This window comes from Micromonospora sp. BRA006-A, assembly GCF_033433935.1.
In the GTDB taxonomy this organism is placed as follows: Bacteria; Actinomycetota; Actinomycetes; order Mycobacteriales; family Micromonosporaceae; genus Micromonospora; species Micromonospora aurantiaca.
This window is the reverse complement of sequence record NZ_JANCLW010000001.1, coordinates 3,677,751-3,693,651: the sequence shown is the minus strand read 5'-3', so window position 1 is coordinate 3,693,651 and position 15,901 is coordinate 3,677,751. Positions and strand designations below refer to the sequence as shown.

Below are 15,901 nucleotides of genomic sequence, written 5' to 3'. Positions count from 1 at the left end.
GACCGGGTGGGCTCAGTCGACCAGCACCAGATTGACCATGTCGACCACCGGCCGGAACCCGAGCCGGGCGTAGAGGCGGTTCGACACCGGGTTGGCCTGGTCGGTGAACAGGCACACCCGCGCGCCCTCGGCGGTGAGCCGCCGGCTGACCTCGGCGACCGCGTTTCCCGCCCAGCCGCGTCCGCGCTGCCCGGGCGGCGTGTAGACGGGGCCGACGCGGGCCACGCCGAACGACGGCGGATTCGCGGCGGTCAGGTGCACCGGAGCACCCGACTCGTCGGTCCAGAACCACACCCGGCCGTCCCGGATCCGGTGCAGCATCTCGGCGCGGCCGGGAGTCTCGTGGGCACCGGCGCCGCGCGGGCGGCCCGCCTGCTCGTCGGCGTCGGCCGTGAACGCGCCGAACCAGGCGGCGACCAGGTCGATGTCGTCAGTGGTGGCCGCCCGCAGCGCGCCGGGCACCGGAGCGGGCGGCGTCAGGTGGTCGAGCAGATGCAGCCGGGTGTGCTGGGCCACAGCGACCCGCCCGCCGTCGAGGCGTGCGACCTCGTCGGCGCACGCTCGCGCGGCGGGCAGCGCGCCGTTCACCGCGCGGACCCGCTCGCCACGCCGGTGCCACGCCTCGGCCAGCGCCACCGCGGCCTTGCGCGGCATGGGCAGCAGGAACGGCGGTCGTGGCGGGAACGGCGCGGTACGCATCGCGACGCCCACCACAGCGCCGGAGGCGTCCCGCACCACGAGCCACCAGACGTCCTCGGGCAGCGCGACGCCCTCGGCGCGGCGGGCCGCCATCCGGCGCGTGACGCTGGCGACGACGGTGCCGACCACCGGGTCGGCGGCCAGGTAGGTCTCGGCGTCGGCGAGGAACTGGCCCGGGTCGGTGCAGAAGTGCAGCGTGGGCGCGGCGGTCATGTGGGCACGGTAGCCAGCCGCCGGGTTCGGGCCGTAGCGGTTTTCCCGCCTCGCATCAGGGGGCGATGCGCAGCCGGCGGATGCGGGTGTCGTCGTACTCCGCGAACCGGAATCGCAGCCCGGCGAACGGGCTGCCGGGCAAGTCGCCGCTGATCGTGGCCGTCACCACGGTGCCGGCCGGTGTCTGCTCCACGTCGGTGATCTCGTACGACACCAGCGGCTTGCGCATGGTCGCGATGCTAGGCGCCGGGACCGACAAGAAGCGCCGTGACGGTGGCGGCGGTGGCGAGCACGGCGAGCGCGGCGCTGGTCGCCACGAACCGGCCCAGCGGTACGGCGACCCCGGCGGCCCGGCAGCGCTCGTACCAGATCAGTGTCGCCAGCGACGCCCACGGCGTGGCCAGCGGACCCACGTTCGTGCCGATCAGCAGCGCCAGCAACTGGGTGTGCCGGTCGGCCGCGATCACCGCCTCGCCGGCCAGGTACGCGGGCAGGTTGTTCACCGCGTTGCTGAACAGCGCGCCGACCGCACCCGCCCGCAGTGCCCCCTCCGCTCCCGGGTCGGTGCCGATGAGCGTGCCCATCACCGTGTCCAGCCCGTGCCGGCCGATGGTCTGCACCACCAGGAACAACCCGGTCACGAACACCAGCAGCCGCCATGGCACCAGCGCGAGCCGCAGCCGGTGCCGGGCCCGCACCGCGAAGCCCGCGACCAGGATCGCGGCGGCCACCCCGGAGGCGATGCCGATCTCCACCCCGGCGAGGATCCCGGCGACGAACAGCAGGCAGGCGGCGAGCGCGGTGCGGTACAGCACCCGGTCCGGCGGCACGTACGGCCGCGGCGGGACGAACGGGTCGGCCCCGGCGCGCGCCGGGCGCCAGTACCACCACCACAGCAGCAGCGCGGTCACCGCCACGGCGACCAGCTGCGGCCACCACATCCGGGCCGCCCACGGCACCGGGTCCAGGTCGACCCGGTCGCTGGCCAGGATGTTCGTCAGGTTGGACACCGGCAGCAGCAGGCTCGCCGTGTTCGCCAGCCACACGGTGGTCATGGCCAGCGGCGTCGGCGGCACGTTCAGCGCCCGGGCCAGCGCGATCATCACCGGCGTGAGCAGCACCGCCGTGGTGTCCAGGTTGAGCGCGATGGTGGTCACCGAGGCGAAGCCGACGCAGAGCCAGAACAGGGCCCGGAAACTGCCCCGCGCGGTCACCGCCACCCGGGTCGCGAGCGCGTCGAACACCCCGGCCACGGCGGTCAGCTCGGCCAGCACCACCACCGTGCCGAGGAAGATCAGGATCGGGACGATCCGGCGCATCGTCGCCTCGGCGTCGGCGCGGGGCAGCAGCCCGGTGAGCACGAACACCACGCCGAGCACTGCGAGCCCGATCGCGATCCAGTCCAGCACGTGCAGGCGGCCCCAGCGGGATCGGTCGGGCACGGCGTTCGGCGGATCGCCGGGGGTCTCCACGAGGGATGATCCTCGCACATGCCGGCGGGGGCGGAGGAGCCCGACGCGGGACGATCCGAGCTGCCGAGGGTGTCGATCTGTTGACCGTCGGTGGCCATAATGACCATGTGGTTGTAGGCGCGCACCCCACCCGGTCCGACCGCCCCATCGATTTCTTCATCAGCTACTCGCCGGCGGACGAACGCTGGGCCACGTGGCTGGCGTGGGAGTTCGAGGCGGCCGGCTATCGCACGCTGCTGCAGGCGTGGGACTTCGTCGCCGGCACCAACTTCATCGACTTCATGGACCGCGGCGTCCGCGAGGCCGAGGTGGTCGTGGCGGTGCTGTCCGAGCGCTACCTGCACTCCACGTACGGCAAGCTGGAGTGGCAGGCCGCGCTGCGCGCCGACCCGGACGGCACCGGCAACAAGCTCGTCACCGTACGCGTCGAGGACTGCCCGATCGACGGCCTGCTCGCAACCATCACCTATGTGGACCTGGTCGGCGTGGACGATCCGGTGCAGGCCCGCAACCGGGTGCTCGACCGCATCCGGGAGGCGCTCGACGGGCGCGCCAAGCCGATGCGGCAGCCGGCGTTCCCGCACCACCCGGCCGACCCGCACGGCGTGCTCGCCGCGCCGGCCGCCGGCGCGCCCGCGCCCCGCCGCGCCCGGCGTACCCCGATCAACCCGCCGCCGTTCCCGCCCGCCGCGGTGGCGCCACCGACCACCCGGGACACCGTCACAGTGCTCCAGGTCGCCGGGCCGCGCTTCGGCCGGGGCGTGATCAACCCCGGCGCGCCGGTCACCCCGGGTGAGGTGCAGGAACACCTGATGGGCGATCTCACGCTGCTGATGAACGACGGCGTGCCCCGGCCGGACCTGCTCGTCGTCGCCGGCAACCTCACCGAGTCGGGCAGCCCGCGCGAGTTCTCCGACGCGCTGAGCTTCCTCACCGGCCTGCGGGTGCTGCTCGGGCTGGAACCGCACCGCCTCGTCGTGGTGCCCGGCCCGCGTGACGTGACGATGGCCGCCAGCCGCGCGTACTTCGCCACCTGCGAGGCCGACGACGTCGACCCGCAACCGCCGTACTGGCCGAAGTGGCGGCACTACGCGCGCCTGTTCGACGACCTCTACCAGGGGCTCGACGACCGGATCTTCGACAGCGAGCAGCCCTGGACGCTGTTCCCGGTCCCCGACCTGCGGGTGGTGGTGGCCGGGCTGAACTCCACCATCGCCATCACCCACCGCGAGGAGGACCGGTACGGCTTCCTCGGCGAGGCGCAGTCCAGCTGGTTCGCCCAGCGCCTGCGCCACTACCAGCAGTCCGGCTGGCTGCGGCTGGGCGCGATGGCGCACGCGCCGGGGGCGCGCAGCCCGTACGCCGACGAGGTGCCCCCGGACCCGGTGTCGCTGCGCGACCGCGGCTCGGTCAACCGGCTGGTCGGCCCGATGCTCAACCTGCTGCTCTCCGACGCCGCTCCGTCGGCCCGGGTCGACCCGGTGGTACCGCTGGCCGCCGCGCCCCGCGACGGCCGGGCGCAGGTGCTGCGGCTCGGCGGCGACGGGATGACCCGCTGGGTGCTCGGCCGCGACGACCGGCTCGACGGCGGCACTGTCACCGCCGTGTCCTGGCCGCACGCCGAGGCCACCTTCGGCGCGTCCGGCCCGGCCCAGGTGCCCGACCCGCGCCGCCCGGTCGCCGTCGAGGGGGCCACCCAGGGCGTGGCGGTGGTCGCCGCGCCGGTCGCCCCGGTGCAGCGGCTGCTGGACCGGCTCGCCGAGGTCTGCGAGGCCCGCTACGACCGGGTGGTGGTACGCCGCGTCGGCACCGACCCGCCGCACCTGTACATCAGCTACCGCTCCGACGGGGTGGTCCGCCAGCAGCGCGTCGGCGCGCACGTGGGCACCCCCACCGCCGCCGATGTGGACGTCTTCGCCCGCCGGGTGCACGCCACCGACCCGGACATCGCCTCCGAGCTGGTCTACGACGGCGACCGGGTGCCGCGCGGGCTGGCCGAGGAGGCGCAGCGGCGGGGCGTCCGCGTGCTGCACCTGACCGAGTTCCAGGGCCTGCTCGACCTGCGCGAGTACGTCGCCGCGCAGACCGCCCGGCTGCAGGCCGACCGGCTCTACCCGCCCGGGCAGTACGTGCCGCAGCGCTACCGCCACCTCGTCGGCGCCGACCAGCGCGTGCGCGACGACGTGGTCGACGAGCTGCTGGAGACCGTCTCCGCGCCGGACGGCCGGTTCGTGCTGGTGCTCGGTGACTTCGGCCGGGGCAAGACGTTCGCGTTGCGGGAGGTGGCCCGGCGGCTGCCCACGGCCGCGCCCGACCTGATCCCGATCCTGGTGGAGCTGCGGGCGCTGGACAAGGCGCACTCCGTGGACGGCCTGGTCGCCGCGCACCTGGCGAATCACGGCGAGCAGGTGATCGACCTGAAGGCGTTCCGCTACATGCTGCGCCAGGGCCGCATCGTGCTGCTGTTCGACGGGTTCGACGAGCTGGTGGCCCGGGTGACGTACGACCGGGCGGCCGACCACCTGGAGACGCTGCTCCAGGCCGCCGAGGGCAACGCGAAGATCGTGGTGAGCAGCCGTACCCAGCACTTCAAGACCAACTCGCAGGTGCTGACCGCGCTCGGCGAGCGGGTCGGCCTGCTGCCGCACCGGCGCGTGCTGGCCGTGGAGGACTTCACCCCCGGGCAGATCGAGGCGTTCCTGCGCAACCGGTACGGCGGCGACGAGCGGGCCGCCCGCGAGCGGATGGACCTGCTCGCCGGCGTGAAGGACCTGCTCGGGCTCTCCCGCAACCCGCGCATGCTCGGCTTCATCGCCAACCTGGACGAGGGGCGGCTCGCCGCGGTGGCCGGGGCGGGCGGCACGTTCAGCGCCGCCGCGCTCTACCGGGAGATCCTGGAGTCCTGGCTGGACTTCGAGGAGCGCCGCACGCAGGGCATTCCGGGCGCCCCGGTGAGCCTGCGCCGGCCCGAGCTGTGGCAGGCGGTGAGCCGGCTGGCGTTCCAGCTCTGGGAGAGCGGCGAGGCATACCTGCGCCTGGCCGAGCTGGCCGAGTCCACCGGCCAGCTCGCCGGGCGGGCCGACTCGCGGCTGTCCGGCCCGCAGGCGGCGCACGCGGTCGGCGCGGGCAGCCTGCTCGTCCGCACCGACGACGGGCTGTTCGGGTTCATCCACACCTCGGTGATGGAGTGGCTGGTCGCCGAGGGGGTGGCCGAGCAGATCAACAGGGGCGAGGAGCCGGCCGCGCTGGCGGTGCGGTCGCTGTCCGCGCTCGCGGTGGAGTTCCTCGGCGACCTCGCCGACCCGGCTCGCTGCACCGCCTGGACCGCGCGGGTGCTCGGTGACGAGTCGGCGGGGGAGACGCTGCGCGCCAACGCGCTGCGGCTGTCCGCCCGGCTGCGCCTGCCCGACCGGGCCGACCTGCGCGGCGCGGTGCTGCGCGGCGAGGATCTGTCGCACCGCGAACTCGCCGGCGCCGACCTGACCGGCGCCGACCTGACCGACGCGCGGCTGATCGCCACCAACCTGACCGAGGCGCGGCTGGAACACGCCCGGCTGCGCGGCGCCCGCCTGGACCAGGCCCGCCTCGCCGGGGCGGACCTGCGCGACGCGGAGATGGCCGGTGCCCGGCTGTTCCGGACCGACCTGCGGGGCGCGCGCGTGGCCGGCAGCAGCTGGCACCGCACCGCGCTGATCGACGTCAGCGCCGACCCGGCGCTGCTGCGCGCCCCGGAACTGCGCGGCGCCGTCGTCGCACCGGGCCGGCCGGTCGCGCCGGGCCTGGCCCCGCCCGCCGTGGGCGTCGGCTACGGCTTCGAGGTGGGTCGGCTGCCGGTGCCGGTGGCGTACAGCCCCGACGGGGCGGTGCTCGCCGTCGGCAGCGACGACGGCGGTGTGCTGCTCTGCGACACCGCCACCGGGCTGCCGGTGCGCACGCTCCAGGGACATCGGTCCCGGGTGTACGCGGTCCGCTACGACGCCGCGTCCCACCAGCTCGTCACCGGCTCGGCCGACCTCACCGTACGACTGTGGGACGCCGACCACGGCGACGTGCGGCACGTCATCGAGGACGTGTTCACCGGCTGGGTGTGGCCGCTGCTCACCGACGGCCGCCGCGGCCGCCTGGTGGTCGGCGACGCGGCGGGCGTGGTGCGGCTCTACGACACCCGCGGCGCCCGGCTGCGCCACGAGTGGCCCGGCCACTCCGCGCCGATCTGGGGCACCTCGTTCAGCCCGGACGGGCGGCGCGTGGTGGTGGCCGACAGCGCCGGCACGCTCCGCGGCTGGGACATCCCCACCGGCAAGCTGGCGTTCGAGGTGCAGGAGCCCGAGGTGGTCTACCGGGTCGTGCACTCACCGGACGGCCGGCTGCTGGCCGCCGTCGGGCAGCACGGCCGCATCTGGATCCGCCGGGCCACCGACGGCGAGCTGCTGCGCGCGCCGCGCGGCCACGAGGCCGACGTGTACGCCCTCGACATCCACCCCGACGGCACGCTGATGGCCACCGGCGACACGCACGGCGCGCTGCGGCTGTGGGAGACCGAGACGGGCCGGCCGGTGCGGGTGCTCGGCCGGCAGCGCGGCGCGATCTACAGCGTCCGGTTCAACGGCGACGGCAGCCTGCTCGCCACCGCCGCCAGCGACGGTGCGATCCAGCTCTGGGACACCGACGACGGGCAGGTACGGCACGAGCTGACCCGGCACCGCGGCTCGGTCTGGCCGGTGGTCTGGCGGCCGGACCAGAACCAGGTGGCGACCAGCAGCAACGACGGCACCACCCGGCTGTGGGACGTCCGCAGCGGGCAGCTCCAGCACACGCTGCGCGGGCACGGCCGCAAGGTCACCGCGCTGTCCTTCCGCGACGACGGCGAGGTGCTGGCCGCCTGCGGCAACGACGGCGTGATCCGGCTCTGGGAGCCGCGTACCGGCCGTCTGCTGCGGCAGCTCGCCAGCCCGGCCGACCGGCTGCTGTCCGTGGTGTTCTGCCCGGACGAACCGCTGGTGGCCACCCCCAGCGGCGACGGCGGCGTGCACCTGTGGAACACCGACACCGGCGCCGACGAGCGGGAACTCAACGTGGACACCGACCACGTCTGGGCGGTCGCGTTCAGCCCCGACGGCGACGCCCTCGCCACCGCGAACGACGACGACACGGTACGCCTGTGGTACCGCCGTACCGGCCGCCACTTCGCCACGCTCACCCCGCACCGGGGGCGCGTGCGCACCGTCGCGTTCAGCCCTGACGGCGAGACCATCGCCACCGGCTGCGACGACCAGACGGTACGGCTGTGGGATGCCGCCACCGCCACCTGCCGTCTCACCCTCGAGCACCACACCGACCGGGTCTACTCGGTCGGCTTCAACAGCGAGGGCACGCTGCTCGCCAGCGCCGGCAACGACGGCACGGCGGTGGTGTGGGACGCGGTCACCGGGCAACGGCGCCTCGTGCTCACCGAACACGACGGACGGCTCTGGTCCTGCGCGTTCAGCCCGGACGGCAACCTGCTCGCCACCGCCGGGGACGACCTGGTGATCCGGCTGTGGGATCCGGTCACCGGCCGGCTGCACGGCACCCTTGCGGCGCACACCCGGCGCGTCTGGTCGGTGCACTTCAGCCCGGACAGCAGCCTGCTCGCCAGCGCCGGTGACGACGGCACGGTACGGCTGTGGGACGTGGCGGACCCGGAGCACGCCCAGTTGCGGACCACGCTCATCGGCCTGCCGGACGGGTGGGCGGCGGTCAGCCCGGACGGCCGGTACAAGCTGGACGGCGACCCGGGCGGCCAGTTCTGGCACGTCATCGGCACGTGCCGCTTCGAGGTGGGCGAATTGGACCCCTACCTGACCCAGGTCCGCCGCCTGTCAGTGGACGCCCCCTTCTGACCGCCCCCAGATCTCCCCGTTGATCAAGGAGTTCGTACCCGGATCGGACGTCGTCTCCGACACGAACTCCTTGGTCAACTCCGGGCGGGCGGGGGAGGCGGGGCGGCAGGTCCGGCCCAGCGGACCTCGCCGTCGTGCCACACGTCCGTCGGAGCCAGGCCGCAGGCCGTGGCCACCGCCGCCGACGCGCGGTGGTCGGGATGGATGTGGGCCACGAGGGTACGCACACCGCGCCGCCCCAGCCAGCCGGCCATCCCTCGGGCGGCCTCGGTGGCGATCCCGCGCCCCTGCCACTGGGTTCCCACCACCCAGGCGATCTCCGCGACCGGTACCGCGGTGGCCGGTGCCGCCTCGTCGAGGTGCCGGTGTCCTACCGCCCGCGCGCCCGCCGTGGCGGCGTCCGCCACCGGCTCGTGTGGCTCGGTGACTGTGGCCTGGACGAAGCCGGCCAGCCGGCCGCCGTCCCGGAGCCGGATGACCCAGTTGCACCACGACTCGGCCGGGTCGGGCGAGCCGGCGACCAGCCGTTCGTAGCGGGCCCGCAGCGCGGCCGGGCCGGCGGGCTCGCCGCCGATGAAGGTGTGCAGCGCCGGGTCGGCGAGGACTGCTGCCATCTCCTCGGCATGCTCGACACCCAGCGGCACCAGGACCAGCCGTGCGGTCGGAATGGGCTGGGGTGCGTATCCGCTCATCGGCGTCGGCGCGCCGGTCGACTCATCCATGATCGCGCTTCCAGGAGATCGATGACCTGGTCTCGCGGCAGCGAAACAGACCTCACGGTATCCCGGACCGCCCCGACGGGCGCAACGCCATGAGCGACCCCCGGGGCAGGCAGCCCTGGCGCGGCAGCCCCGCTGATCTTGCAGTCTGTGCCCATGCGAATGGTGCATTCGGGGCGCCGCTCGGGCCGAAAGTGCAAGATCGCGAGGGCGAGGGCGAGGGCGAGGGCGGGCGGGGCGGGCGGGGCGGGCGGGGGTGCCGCCCGCCCCGGGTCGGGGACCGGTCAGCGCCGCCACTTCTGGTTGGCGGTGCCGGTGCAGTCCCAGATCTGCAGCCGGGTGCCGTCGGCCGAGCTGGGACCGGTGGCGTCCAGGCACTTGTTCGCCTGGGGATTCACGATGTCCCCGGCCGCGCTGAACACCCACTTCTGCGCGCCGGTGCCGTTGCAGTCGTAGAGCTGCACCTTGGCGCCGCTCGCGGTTGATCCGGCGGCCACGTCGAGGCACTTGCCGAGTGCGCGTACCGAGCCGTCGGCGTTCCAGCTCCAGCGCTGTGCGGTGGTGCCGTTGCAGGTCCAGAGCTGCACCGGGGTGCCGTTCGCGGTGTTGGCGCTGGCCACGTCGACGCACTTGTTCCCGTACCCGATGATCTGGCCGCCGGTGCCCCCGCCGCCGTTGTCCCAGGCCTGGACGCGGACGTAGTCGATGGTCATGGTCTGTGGGAACGTGGTGCTGCCGTCCGGCGAGCCGGGCCAGTTGCCGCCGACCGCCACGTTCATGATCATGAAGAACGGGTGGTCGAAGACCCAGCGGTTGCCGCCGATGTCGGCGGGCGTCTTGCGCGAGTACGCGACGCCGTCGAGGTACCAGGTGATCGAGTCCGGCGCCCAGTCCACCGCGAACGTGTGGAAGGCGTCGGCGAGCGCCTGGCCGCCGGGCAGCGAGGTGGACGCGCCGACGCCGCTGCCACCGGAGTAGCCGGGGCCGTGCAGCGTGCCCCAGACCGTGGACGGCGCGTAGCCGACGTTCTCCATGATGTCGATCTCGCCGCTGCCGGGCCACGGGTTCGTGCCGATGTCGTTGCCGAGCATCCAGAACGCCGGCCACAGCCCCTGTCCACGCGGCACCTTGATGCGCGCCTCGAACCGCCCGTACGCCTGGGCGAACGTGCCGTTGGTGAGCAGCCGGGCCGAGGTGTACTGGCAGCTTCCGTACCAGCACGAGTAGCCGGACGGGTTCTCCTTGCGGGCGGTGATGACCAGGTTGCCGTTGCCGTCGAGCGCGGCGTTGCGGGTGCTGTTGGTGTAGTACTGCAGCTCGTTGTTGCCCCAGCCGCCGCCACCGATGTCGTAGCGCCACTTGCTGGCGTCGGGGGCGGCGCCGGCCGGGCCGTTGAAGTCGTCGGACCAGGTGACCGCGCCGGGGGCGGCGGCGGCCGGGGTGCTGGGGACGGCGGCGAGGGCGGCGGTGAGGCCGACCGCCGTCACCGCCAGGGCGGCGAGGGTACGGATGGTGCGCACGGGGCGCCTCCTGCGGGGGTGGTGGTCGTCACCGTCACGGCGGCCGGCCCCGCCCAACGGTTAACAAACCATACAGATAGACTTCGATGAAGGTATGAACGAAGCCGGCCGATGTCAAGAGAGCGTTTCCCGCTGGCGCTCCGATGTGGGCTCCGGCTCGCGCTGCCGCACCACAGTGGGCCGGCGCATTTCCCGCCACGGGCCGCCGAGCAGCGGTGTCAGCACCACCAGCAGATAGCACGCGCCCATCACGACGAGCGTGGACGTGGGGCCGAACCGGTCCGCGGCGAATCCCGCGCCGACCGCGCCGGCCGGCATGGCCGCCCACGCGCCCGCGCCGATCACGCCGTACACCCGGGCCCGCATGGCCGGCGGCACCCGCTCCAGCTCGACGGCGCCCATCAGCGGGTTGAGCGAGCCGGCGGCCAGCCCGGCCACCGCGACCACCGCTACCACCACCGGCAGCGGCGGCGCGGCGGCGAGCGCCCACAGTGGTGGAGCGCCGCACAGCACGTACGCGGTGACGAACGTGGCCCGGCGGGGCAGCCGGTGCCCGATCGCGCTGAACACCAGCGAGCCGGCCAGCGCGCCACCACCCATGACGCCGACCAGCAGGCCGAACGCGGCCGGGCCGCCCAGTTCCCGGTCGGCGACCACCGGCAGCAGCACCTGGCTCTTGGCCGCGTCGAACAGGTTCGTCACCAGCACCAGCAGGACCATGGCGCGCAGCAGCGGCTCGCGGACCAGGAAGCGCAGCCCGGCGGCGAACTGCCGCCAGTAGCCGCCGGTCTCCGGCTCGCTCTCCTCGCCGGACGGGCTCAGCCGACGCGGCACCAGCAGCGCCACCACCAGCGCCGACACCGCGAACGTCACCGCGTCCACCGCCAGCACCGGCAGCGCGCCGAACACGCCGACGAGCAGGCCGGCCACCGGTGCGCCGATCATCCGGGCGCCGCGTGAGGTCGCCTCGGCCCAGCCGACCGCCCGCTCGATCGGCACCCCCGCTGCCGCCGCGGCCTCCGGGAGCAACGCCGTGCGCGCGGTCTGCCCGGGTGTGTCCAGCAGCCCGCTGACGAAGACCAGGGCCAGCAGCGCCGGGAACGGCAGGCCGACGGTGGCGTGCAACAGGGGTACGGCGGCGATCGTCACGCCGGAGATCACGTCGGCGAGCACGCTGGAGCGCCGGTAGCCGATCCGGTCGACGAGTACGCCACCGAACGCGCCGCCGAGCACCACGGGCGCGGTGGCGAACGCCCCGGCGAGCCCGGTGGCGGCCGGTGAGCCGGTCTCGGTCAGCACGTAGAGGGGCAGAGCGATGAGCGTGAGCACGTTGCCGGTCAGCGAGACGGCGTGCCCGATCAGCAGTCCGGTCAGGGGCCGGCGGTCGCGGGTCACTGCGGCCCCCGGTACGCCTGCCAGATGAGCGTGACCATCTCGGCGCCGGACCGGCCGGGCGCACCGCGCTCCTGCCAGCGCCGGCCCAGCGCGGACAGCTCGTCGCGCAGCTCGACCAGTTCCTCCGGCGTCAGGCGCAGCACCATGTCGCTGCTGGTGGTGCCGCGGACCCACGCCGGGTCGAGGCTCGCCTCCGAGTCCAGGTACGCCTGGTAGCGGTCGACGTAGCGCTGCATGGCGGCCTGGCGCAGCATGTTGCCGGCGAGCCGGCGCTCCGGGTCGTCGAGCAGTTCGAGGGGATCCCAGTCGGTGGTGGCGTGCGCGGCCCGCCACCACCGTTCGCGCCGGTCCCGGGCCAGCTCGGGCGCCTCGGCCACGAAGCCGTGCTCGGCCAGTTTGCCGACGTGGTAGCTGACCGACCCGATCGCCTCCCCGGTCCGCTCGCTCAGCATGCCGACCGTCTGCGGGCCGCGCAGGCGCAGCTCGCCGAGCAGCCGCAGCCGGGTGGGGTGGGCCAGCGCCCGCATGGCTCGCGGGTCGCTCACGCGCCGGTTGCCGGTTCCGTCAGTCATGCCGCCAGGCTAGACCTACAAGACACGATGTACAAGGAGTCTTGTATTTATCGCGTTGCCTCTGGCATGTGGCGGTACAGGTCGCGCAGCAGGCACACCTCGGACAGGTGGTGGATGACCTCCCGGTTGATGTGCAGCACGAGCGTGGCCATCGGGACGTCGGCGAACGGCCCCTCCGCCGGGCCGCAGGGGCGGGCCAGGCCCTCCTCGCCGAGCGCCTCGACCCCGGCCGTCCAGGCGGCGTACTCCTCGTCGAGCTGGGCCAGCGCGCCGGCTGCGGTCGGGGAGTAGGGGAACGAGGCGTAGTCGGTGGGCGCGCGGCCGAAGTGCGACGCGTTGCGCATGGCCAGCACGCCGACGACGACGTGGGCCAGCCGCCAGGCGATGGTGGTGAACGGCGGCGGGTCCGGCTGCGGCATCGCGAAATCGATCGCCGGGGTGCCGCCGTCGCCGCGCGGCCGCACGCTCCAGCAGCCGGGGACCGGCTCCCAGAGGTATTCGGCGTCGCTGAGCCCGGCGAGGCGGTCGCGCAACTGGTAGGTCCAGTGCCAGGTGAGCTGCTCGCGGAGCAGCGGGTTCCAGGTCGGATCGGTCATGCGCCTCAGCGTGCCACCGCCCTGGGACAGAAAACGTCCCGCTCAGCCCCGCCGCGCCGCCGTCCGGCCCTTGAGGCGGCGGCCCATCTCCCGGGCGATCTCCTTCTTCGCGTCCCGCTCGGCCAGCGCCTGGCGCTTGTCGTACGACCGGCGGCCCCGGGCCAGGCCCAGCTCCACCTTGGCCCAGCCGTCGGCGAAGTACATCGACAGCGGCACCAGCGTGATGCCGCCGTCGCGCAGCTTCTCCAGGATCCGGGCGATCTCCACCCGGTGCAGCAGCAGCTTGCGGGTGCGCCGGGGCGCGTGGTTGGTCCAGGTGCCGAAGCCGTACTCGGCGATGTGCAGGCCGTACAGCATGATCTCGCCGTCGCGCTCCTGGGCGAACGCGTCGACAAGCGACACCCGCCCCTCGCGCAGCGACTTGACCTCGGTGCCGGCCAGCACGATGCCCGCCTCGTACGTCTTGAGGATGTCGTAGTCGTGCCGCGCCTTCTTGTTCGAGGCGATCAGCTTGCGCCCGTTCTCCCTGGCCACGCGAGCAGGGTACCCGCCGGCGGCGGTTGCGGGCCGGTCGCCGGGCGGGTCGCGGTCACCCAGCCGGTGGTGATGAGCAGAAGCGCGGCGCAGTAGGTGACCATCACCAGCAGGCCCCGCCCGGGCAGGTCCACCCCTGCCGCGCCCACGCCGATGAGCAGATCGGAGACGAGGAAGAGCGCCCCGCCCGCGGCGACCCGCGCCGACACCCCGGTCGCGGCGGCGGCCATCAGGCACAGCGCCAGGCTGTAGCCGAGCACCGGCAGCCGCAGCGGCCCGAGCATGCCCCAGAGCAGCGCGTTCGCGCCGGCCCAGGCGACCAGGTAACCGGCCCACGCCACGCCCGGCGCGCGCCGGTGCCGCACGAAGGCGGTGATGAACGCGATCTGGGTGACCAGGAAGAAGCCCATGCCGGCCAGGAACGCGATGTGGCCCTCCACGAGCAGCGCGACATCGCCCGCAGTGGCGGCGACCAGGCCGACCGCCACCGCGTCGATGCGGCGCCGGTGCGCCCAGAGGTACGCCAGCAGCACCGGCGCCAGCAGCGGCTTGGCCAGCCACTGGAGCAGTGTCGAGTCCAGCGCGACCCCGACCAGTTCGACGGCCGCGACCAGCCCGAACAGGGGCAGCAGCCAGGGGCGCCTCATCGGGCCGGCTGCCAGCCGGGACGGCCGAACAGGTAGCCGAGGCGGTGCCGCCAGCAGTCGGCCCGGCGTACGTCGGACCAGATCGCGGCGAACTCGTGGGTGGCCACCCGCAGCGGGTTGTAGGTGGCGATGTTCGTGGTGAGGCCGTAGCGCGCGGTGGCCCGCTCCGGCTCGAACGTGCCGAACAGCCGGTCCCAGATGATCAGGATGCCGCCGTAGTTGCGGTCCAGGTACTCGGTGTTCGAGCCGTGGTGCACCCGGTGGTGCGACGGCGTGTTGAAGATCCACTCGATCGGCCGGGGCAGCACCCTGATCCGCTCGGTGTGCAGGAAGAACTGGTAGAGCAGGCTGACCGACTGCTGGAGGAAGATCATCCACGGTGGGATGCCGAGCAGCGCCAGCGCCAGCCAGAACGGCAGCGAGGTCATCGGCGTCCAGCTCTGCCGCAACGCGGTCGAGAAGTTGTAGTAGACGCTGGAGTGGTGCACGACGTGGCTGGCCCAGAGCACGCGTACCTCGTGGTGCGAGCGGTGGAACCAGTAGTAGGCCAGGTCGTCGGCGAAGAACAGGATCACCCAGGTCCACCAGTCGCCGGGGGACAGGTGCACCGGCGCCACGGTCCACAGCGCCGCGAACACACCGACGGTGAGCAGCTTCCACGGGAAGCCGATGATCTGGCTGCCCAGACCCATCGACAGGCTGGTGGTGGTGTCGCGCAGCTCGTAGCCCCGTTCGTCGTCGTCGGGCAGGAAGCGGTAGGAGACCGCCTCGATGACGATCAGGAGCAGGAACGCCGGGACGGCGTACAGCACGGCGGGGATCATGCGCGCGCTTCCCTTCCGGGGGTGGGGGTGGTGGGGGTGGTGACCGGCGCGGTCAGCAGTTCCCGGGCGTGCCGGGCCGCCGCCGCGCCCTGACCGGAGGCGATCGACGCGGCGAGACGGCGGTGCCCGGCCACGTCGAGCAGTTCGGCCGCGCGGGCGTCCGGGGGGACGTCGCCGACCGCGAACGTGCCGGCCACCAGGCTGTTGAAGGCGAGCTGGTAGGCGGTGTTGCCGCTGCCGCGCACGATCAGCCGCCAGATGGCGATGTTCGCCTCGTTCATCAGGTCCAGGTCGGGGGCCAGGTCGCCGTACTCCTCGGCGGCCCGGACCAGGGCGGCGACGACCGCCGCGTCCGCGCGCTCGGCACAGAGCCGGGCCGCGTCGATCCCGACGCACGCCCGCATCTCCAGCATGTCGCGCACCAGCGTCTCGACCGGGAGTACGTCACCGGAGCGGGCCAGGGACAGCGCGAGGTCCAGTCCGGCGTGGACCCGCCAGTCCAGCACCCGGGTCGCGCCGCCCTGGCTGACCCGGACCAGGCCGAGCTGTTGCAGACGCCGCAGCGCCTCCCGGACCGCGTGCCGGTTCACCGCGAACGCCCCGGCCAGCTCCCGCTCGCCGGGCAGCGTCTCGTCCGGCGCGTAGCGGCCGGACACGATCGCGTCGCGCAGCCGGCCGAAGACGTGGTCGGAGACCGAGACACGGGGCGCGGGATCGAAGGTCATGCGCAGCAGTGTGGCCCCGAACACATCAACCCGTCAACTGGTTGTACCAGTGGATTTCGAGGGTGGCCGGTGCGTGCCCCCTCGATCACCCCTCGTATCCTTT

At 73.8% G+C, this 15,901-nt stretch carries 13 protein-coding genes; 1 reads left to right on the top strand and 12 read right to left on the bottom strand.

Annotation, left to right across the window (positions count from 1 at the left end):
* Positions 1-12 precede the first annotated feature (12 nt).
* Genes NMK34_RS16775 through NMK34_RS16765 form a run of 3 tightly spaced genes read right to left on the bottom strand, consistent with a single transcriptional unit; the run spans position 13 to position 2,384 of the window.
* Complete coding sequence (locus NMK34_RS16775; RefSeq protein WP_318334203.1) at positions 13-912, bottom strand: GNAT family N-acetyltransferase; 900 nt, start codon at positions 910-912, stop codon at positions 13-15.
* Positions 913-967: 55 nt separating this feature from the next.
* The gene (locus tag NMK34_RS16770) at positions 968-1,141 is read right to left on the bottom strand and encodes a hypothetical protein (RefSeq protein WP_318334202.1); all 174 of its coding nucleotides are present in this window, start codon (positions 1,139-1,141) and stop codon (positions 968-970) included.
* A gap of 10 nt (positions 1,142-1,151) precedes the next feature.
* On the bottom strand, positions 1,152-2,384 hold the full coding sequence (locus tag NMK34_RS16765) for an SLC13 family permease (protein ID WP_318334201.1): 1,233 nt from the start codon (positions 2,382-2,384) through the stop codon (positions 1,152-1,154).
* Positions 2,385-2,491: 107 nt separating this feature from the next.
* Here NMK34_RS16765 and NMK34_RS16760 point away from each other — a divergent pair, with 107 nt between their 5' ends.
* Positions 2,492-8,266 carry a TIR domain-containing protein gene (locus tag NMK34_RS16760; protein ID WP_318334200.1) on the top strand — a complete coding sequence of 1,925 codons (5,775 nt, stop codon included), beginning with the start codon at positions 2,492-2,494 and terminating at the stop codon, positions 8,264-8,266.
* A gap of 74 nt (positions 8,267-8,340) precedes the next feature.
* On the opposite strand, the gene NMK34_RS16755 is transcribed toward NMK34_RS16760, so the two are convergent.
* From NMK34_RS16755 to NMK34_RS16715, 9 genes are all read right to left on the bottom strand, one after another.
* Positions 8,341-8,988 (bottom strand): GNAT family N-acetyltransferase, encoded by a 648-nt coding sequence (locus NMK34_RS16755; RefSeq protein ID WP_318334199.1) that lies wholly within the window; start codon positions 8,986-8,988, stop codon positions 8,341-8,343.
* A 281-nt stretch (positions 8,989-9,269) separates the two neighbouring features.
* Entirely contained in the window at positions 9,270-10,505 is a 1,236-nt protein-coding gene (locus NMK34_RS16750; protein WP_318334198.1) for a ricin-type beta-trefoil lectin domain protein, read from the bottom strand.
* 114 nt (positions 10,506-10,619) lie between these two features.
* Entirely contained in the window at positions 10,620-11,900 is a 1,281-nt protein-coding gene (locus NMK34_RS16745) for an MFS transporter (RefSeq protein ID WP_318334197.1), read from the bottom strand.
* The gene (locus tag NMK34_RS16740; protein ID WP_318334196.1) at positions 11,897-12,472 is read right to left on the bottom strand and encodes a helix-turn-helix domain-containing protein; all 576 of its coding nucleotides are present in this window, start codon (positions 12,470-12,472) and stop codon (positions 11,897-11,899) included. Before NMK34_RS16740 ends, NMK34_RS16745 begins: the two co-directional genes overlap by 4 nt.
* Before the next feature lie 47 nt (positions 12,473-12,519).
* Positions 12,520-13,068, bottom strand: a complete 549-nt coding sequence (locus NMK34_RS16735; RefSeq protein ID WP_318334195.1) for a DinB family protein — start codon at positions 13,066-13,068, stop codon at positions 12,520-12,522.
* A 42-nt stretch (positions 13,069-13,110) separates the two neighbouring features.
* Complete coding sequence (smpB, locus tag NMK34_RS16730; protein ID WP_018784184.1) at positions 13,111-13,602, bottom strand: SsrA-binding protein SmpB; 492 nt, start codon at positions 13,600-13,602, stop codon at positions 13,111-13,113.
* Entirely contained in the window at positions 13,575-14,249 is a 675-nt protein-coding gene (locus tag NMK34_RS16725) for a lysoplasmalogenase (RefSeq protein ID WP_318334194.1), read from the bottom strand. The genes smpB and NMK34_RS16725 overlap by 28 nt, the downstream gene beginning before the upstream one ends.
* Positions 14,246-15,073, bottom strand: coding sequence for a sterol desaturase family protein (locus tag NMK34_RS16720; protein WP_396883683.1), 828 nt, complete (start codon positions 15,071-15,073; stop codon positions 14,246-14,248). The genes NMK34_RS16725 and NMK34_RS16720 overlap by 4 nt, the downstream gene beginning before the upstream one ends.
* A complete protein-coding gene (locus tag NMK34_RS16715) occupies positions 15,070-15,798 on the bottom strand; it encodes a FadR/GntR family transcriptional regulator (protein WP_318334192.1) in 729 nt (242 codons plus the stop codon). The genes NMK34_RS16720 and NMK34_RS16715 overlap by 4 nt, the downstream gene beginning before the upstream one ends.
* Positions 15,799-15,901: the final 103 nt, after the last annotated feature.

Bases quoted from the DNA above. Each gene is read 5' to 3' on its own strand.
- NMK34_RS16775 (WP_318334203.1), bottom strand. From the start codon at position 912: ATGACCGCCGCGCCCACGCTGCACTTCTGCACCGACCCGGGCCAGTTC.
- NMK34_RS16770 (WP_318334202.1), bottom strand. From the start codon at position 1,141: ATGCGCAAGCCGCTGGTGTCGTACGAGATCACCGACGTGGAGCAGACA.
- NMK34_RS16755 (WP_318334199.1), bottom strand. From the start codon at position 8,988: ATGGATGAGTCGACCGGCGCGCCGACGCCGATGAGCGGATACGCACCC.
- NMK34_RS16740 (WP_318334196.1), bottom strand. From the start codon at position 12,472: ATGACTGACGGAACCGGCAACCGGCGCGTGAGCGACCCGCGAGCCATG.
- NMK34_RS16735 (WP_318334195.1), bottom strand. From the start codon at position 13,068: ATGACCGATCCGACCTGGAACCCGCTGCTCCGCGAGCAGCTCACCTGG.
- NMK34_RS16725 (WP_318334194.1), bottom strand. From the start codon at position 14,249: ATGAGGCGCCCCTGGCTGCTGCCCCTGTTCGGGCTGGTCGCGGCCGTC.
- NMK34_RS16720 (WP_396883683.1), bottom strand. From the start codon at position 15,073: ATGATCCCCGCCGTGCTGTACGCCGTCCCGGCGTTCCTGCTCCTGATC.
- NMK34_RS16715 (WP_318334192.1), bottom strand. From the start codon at position 15,798: ATGACCTTCGATCCCGCGCCCCGTGTCTCGGTCTCCGACCACGTCTTC.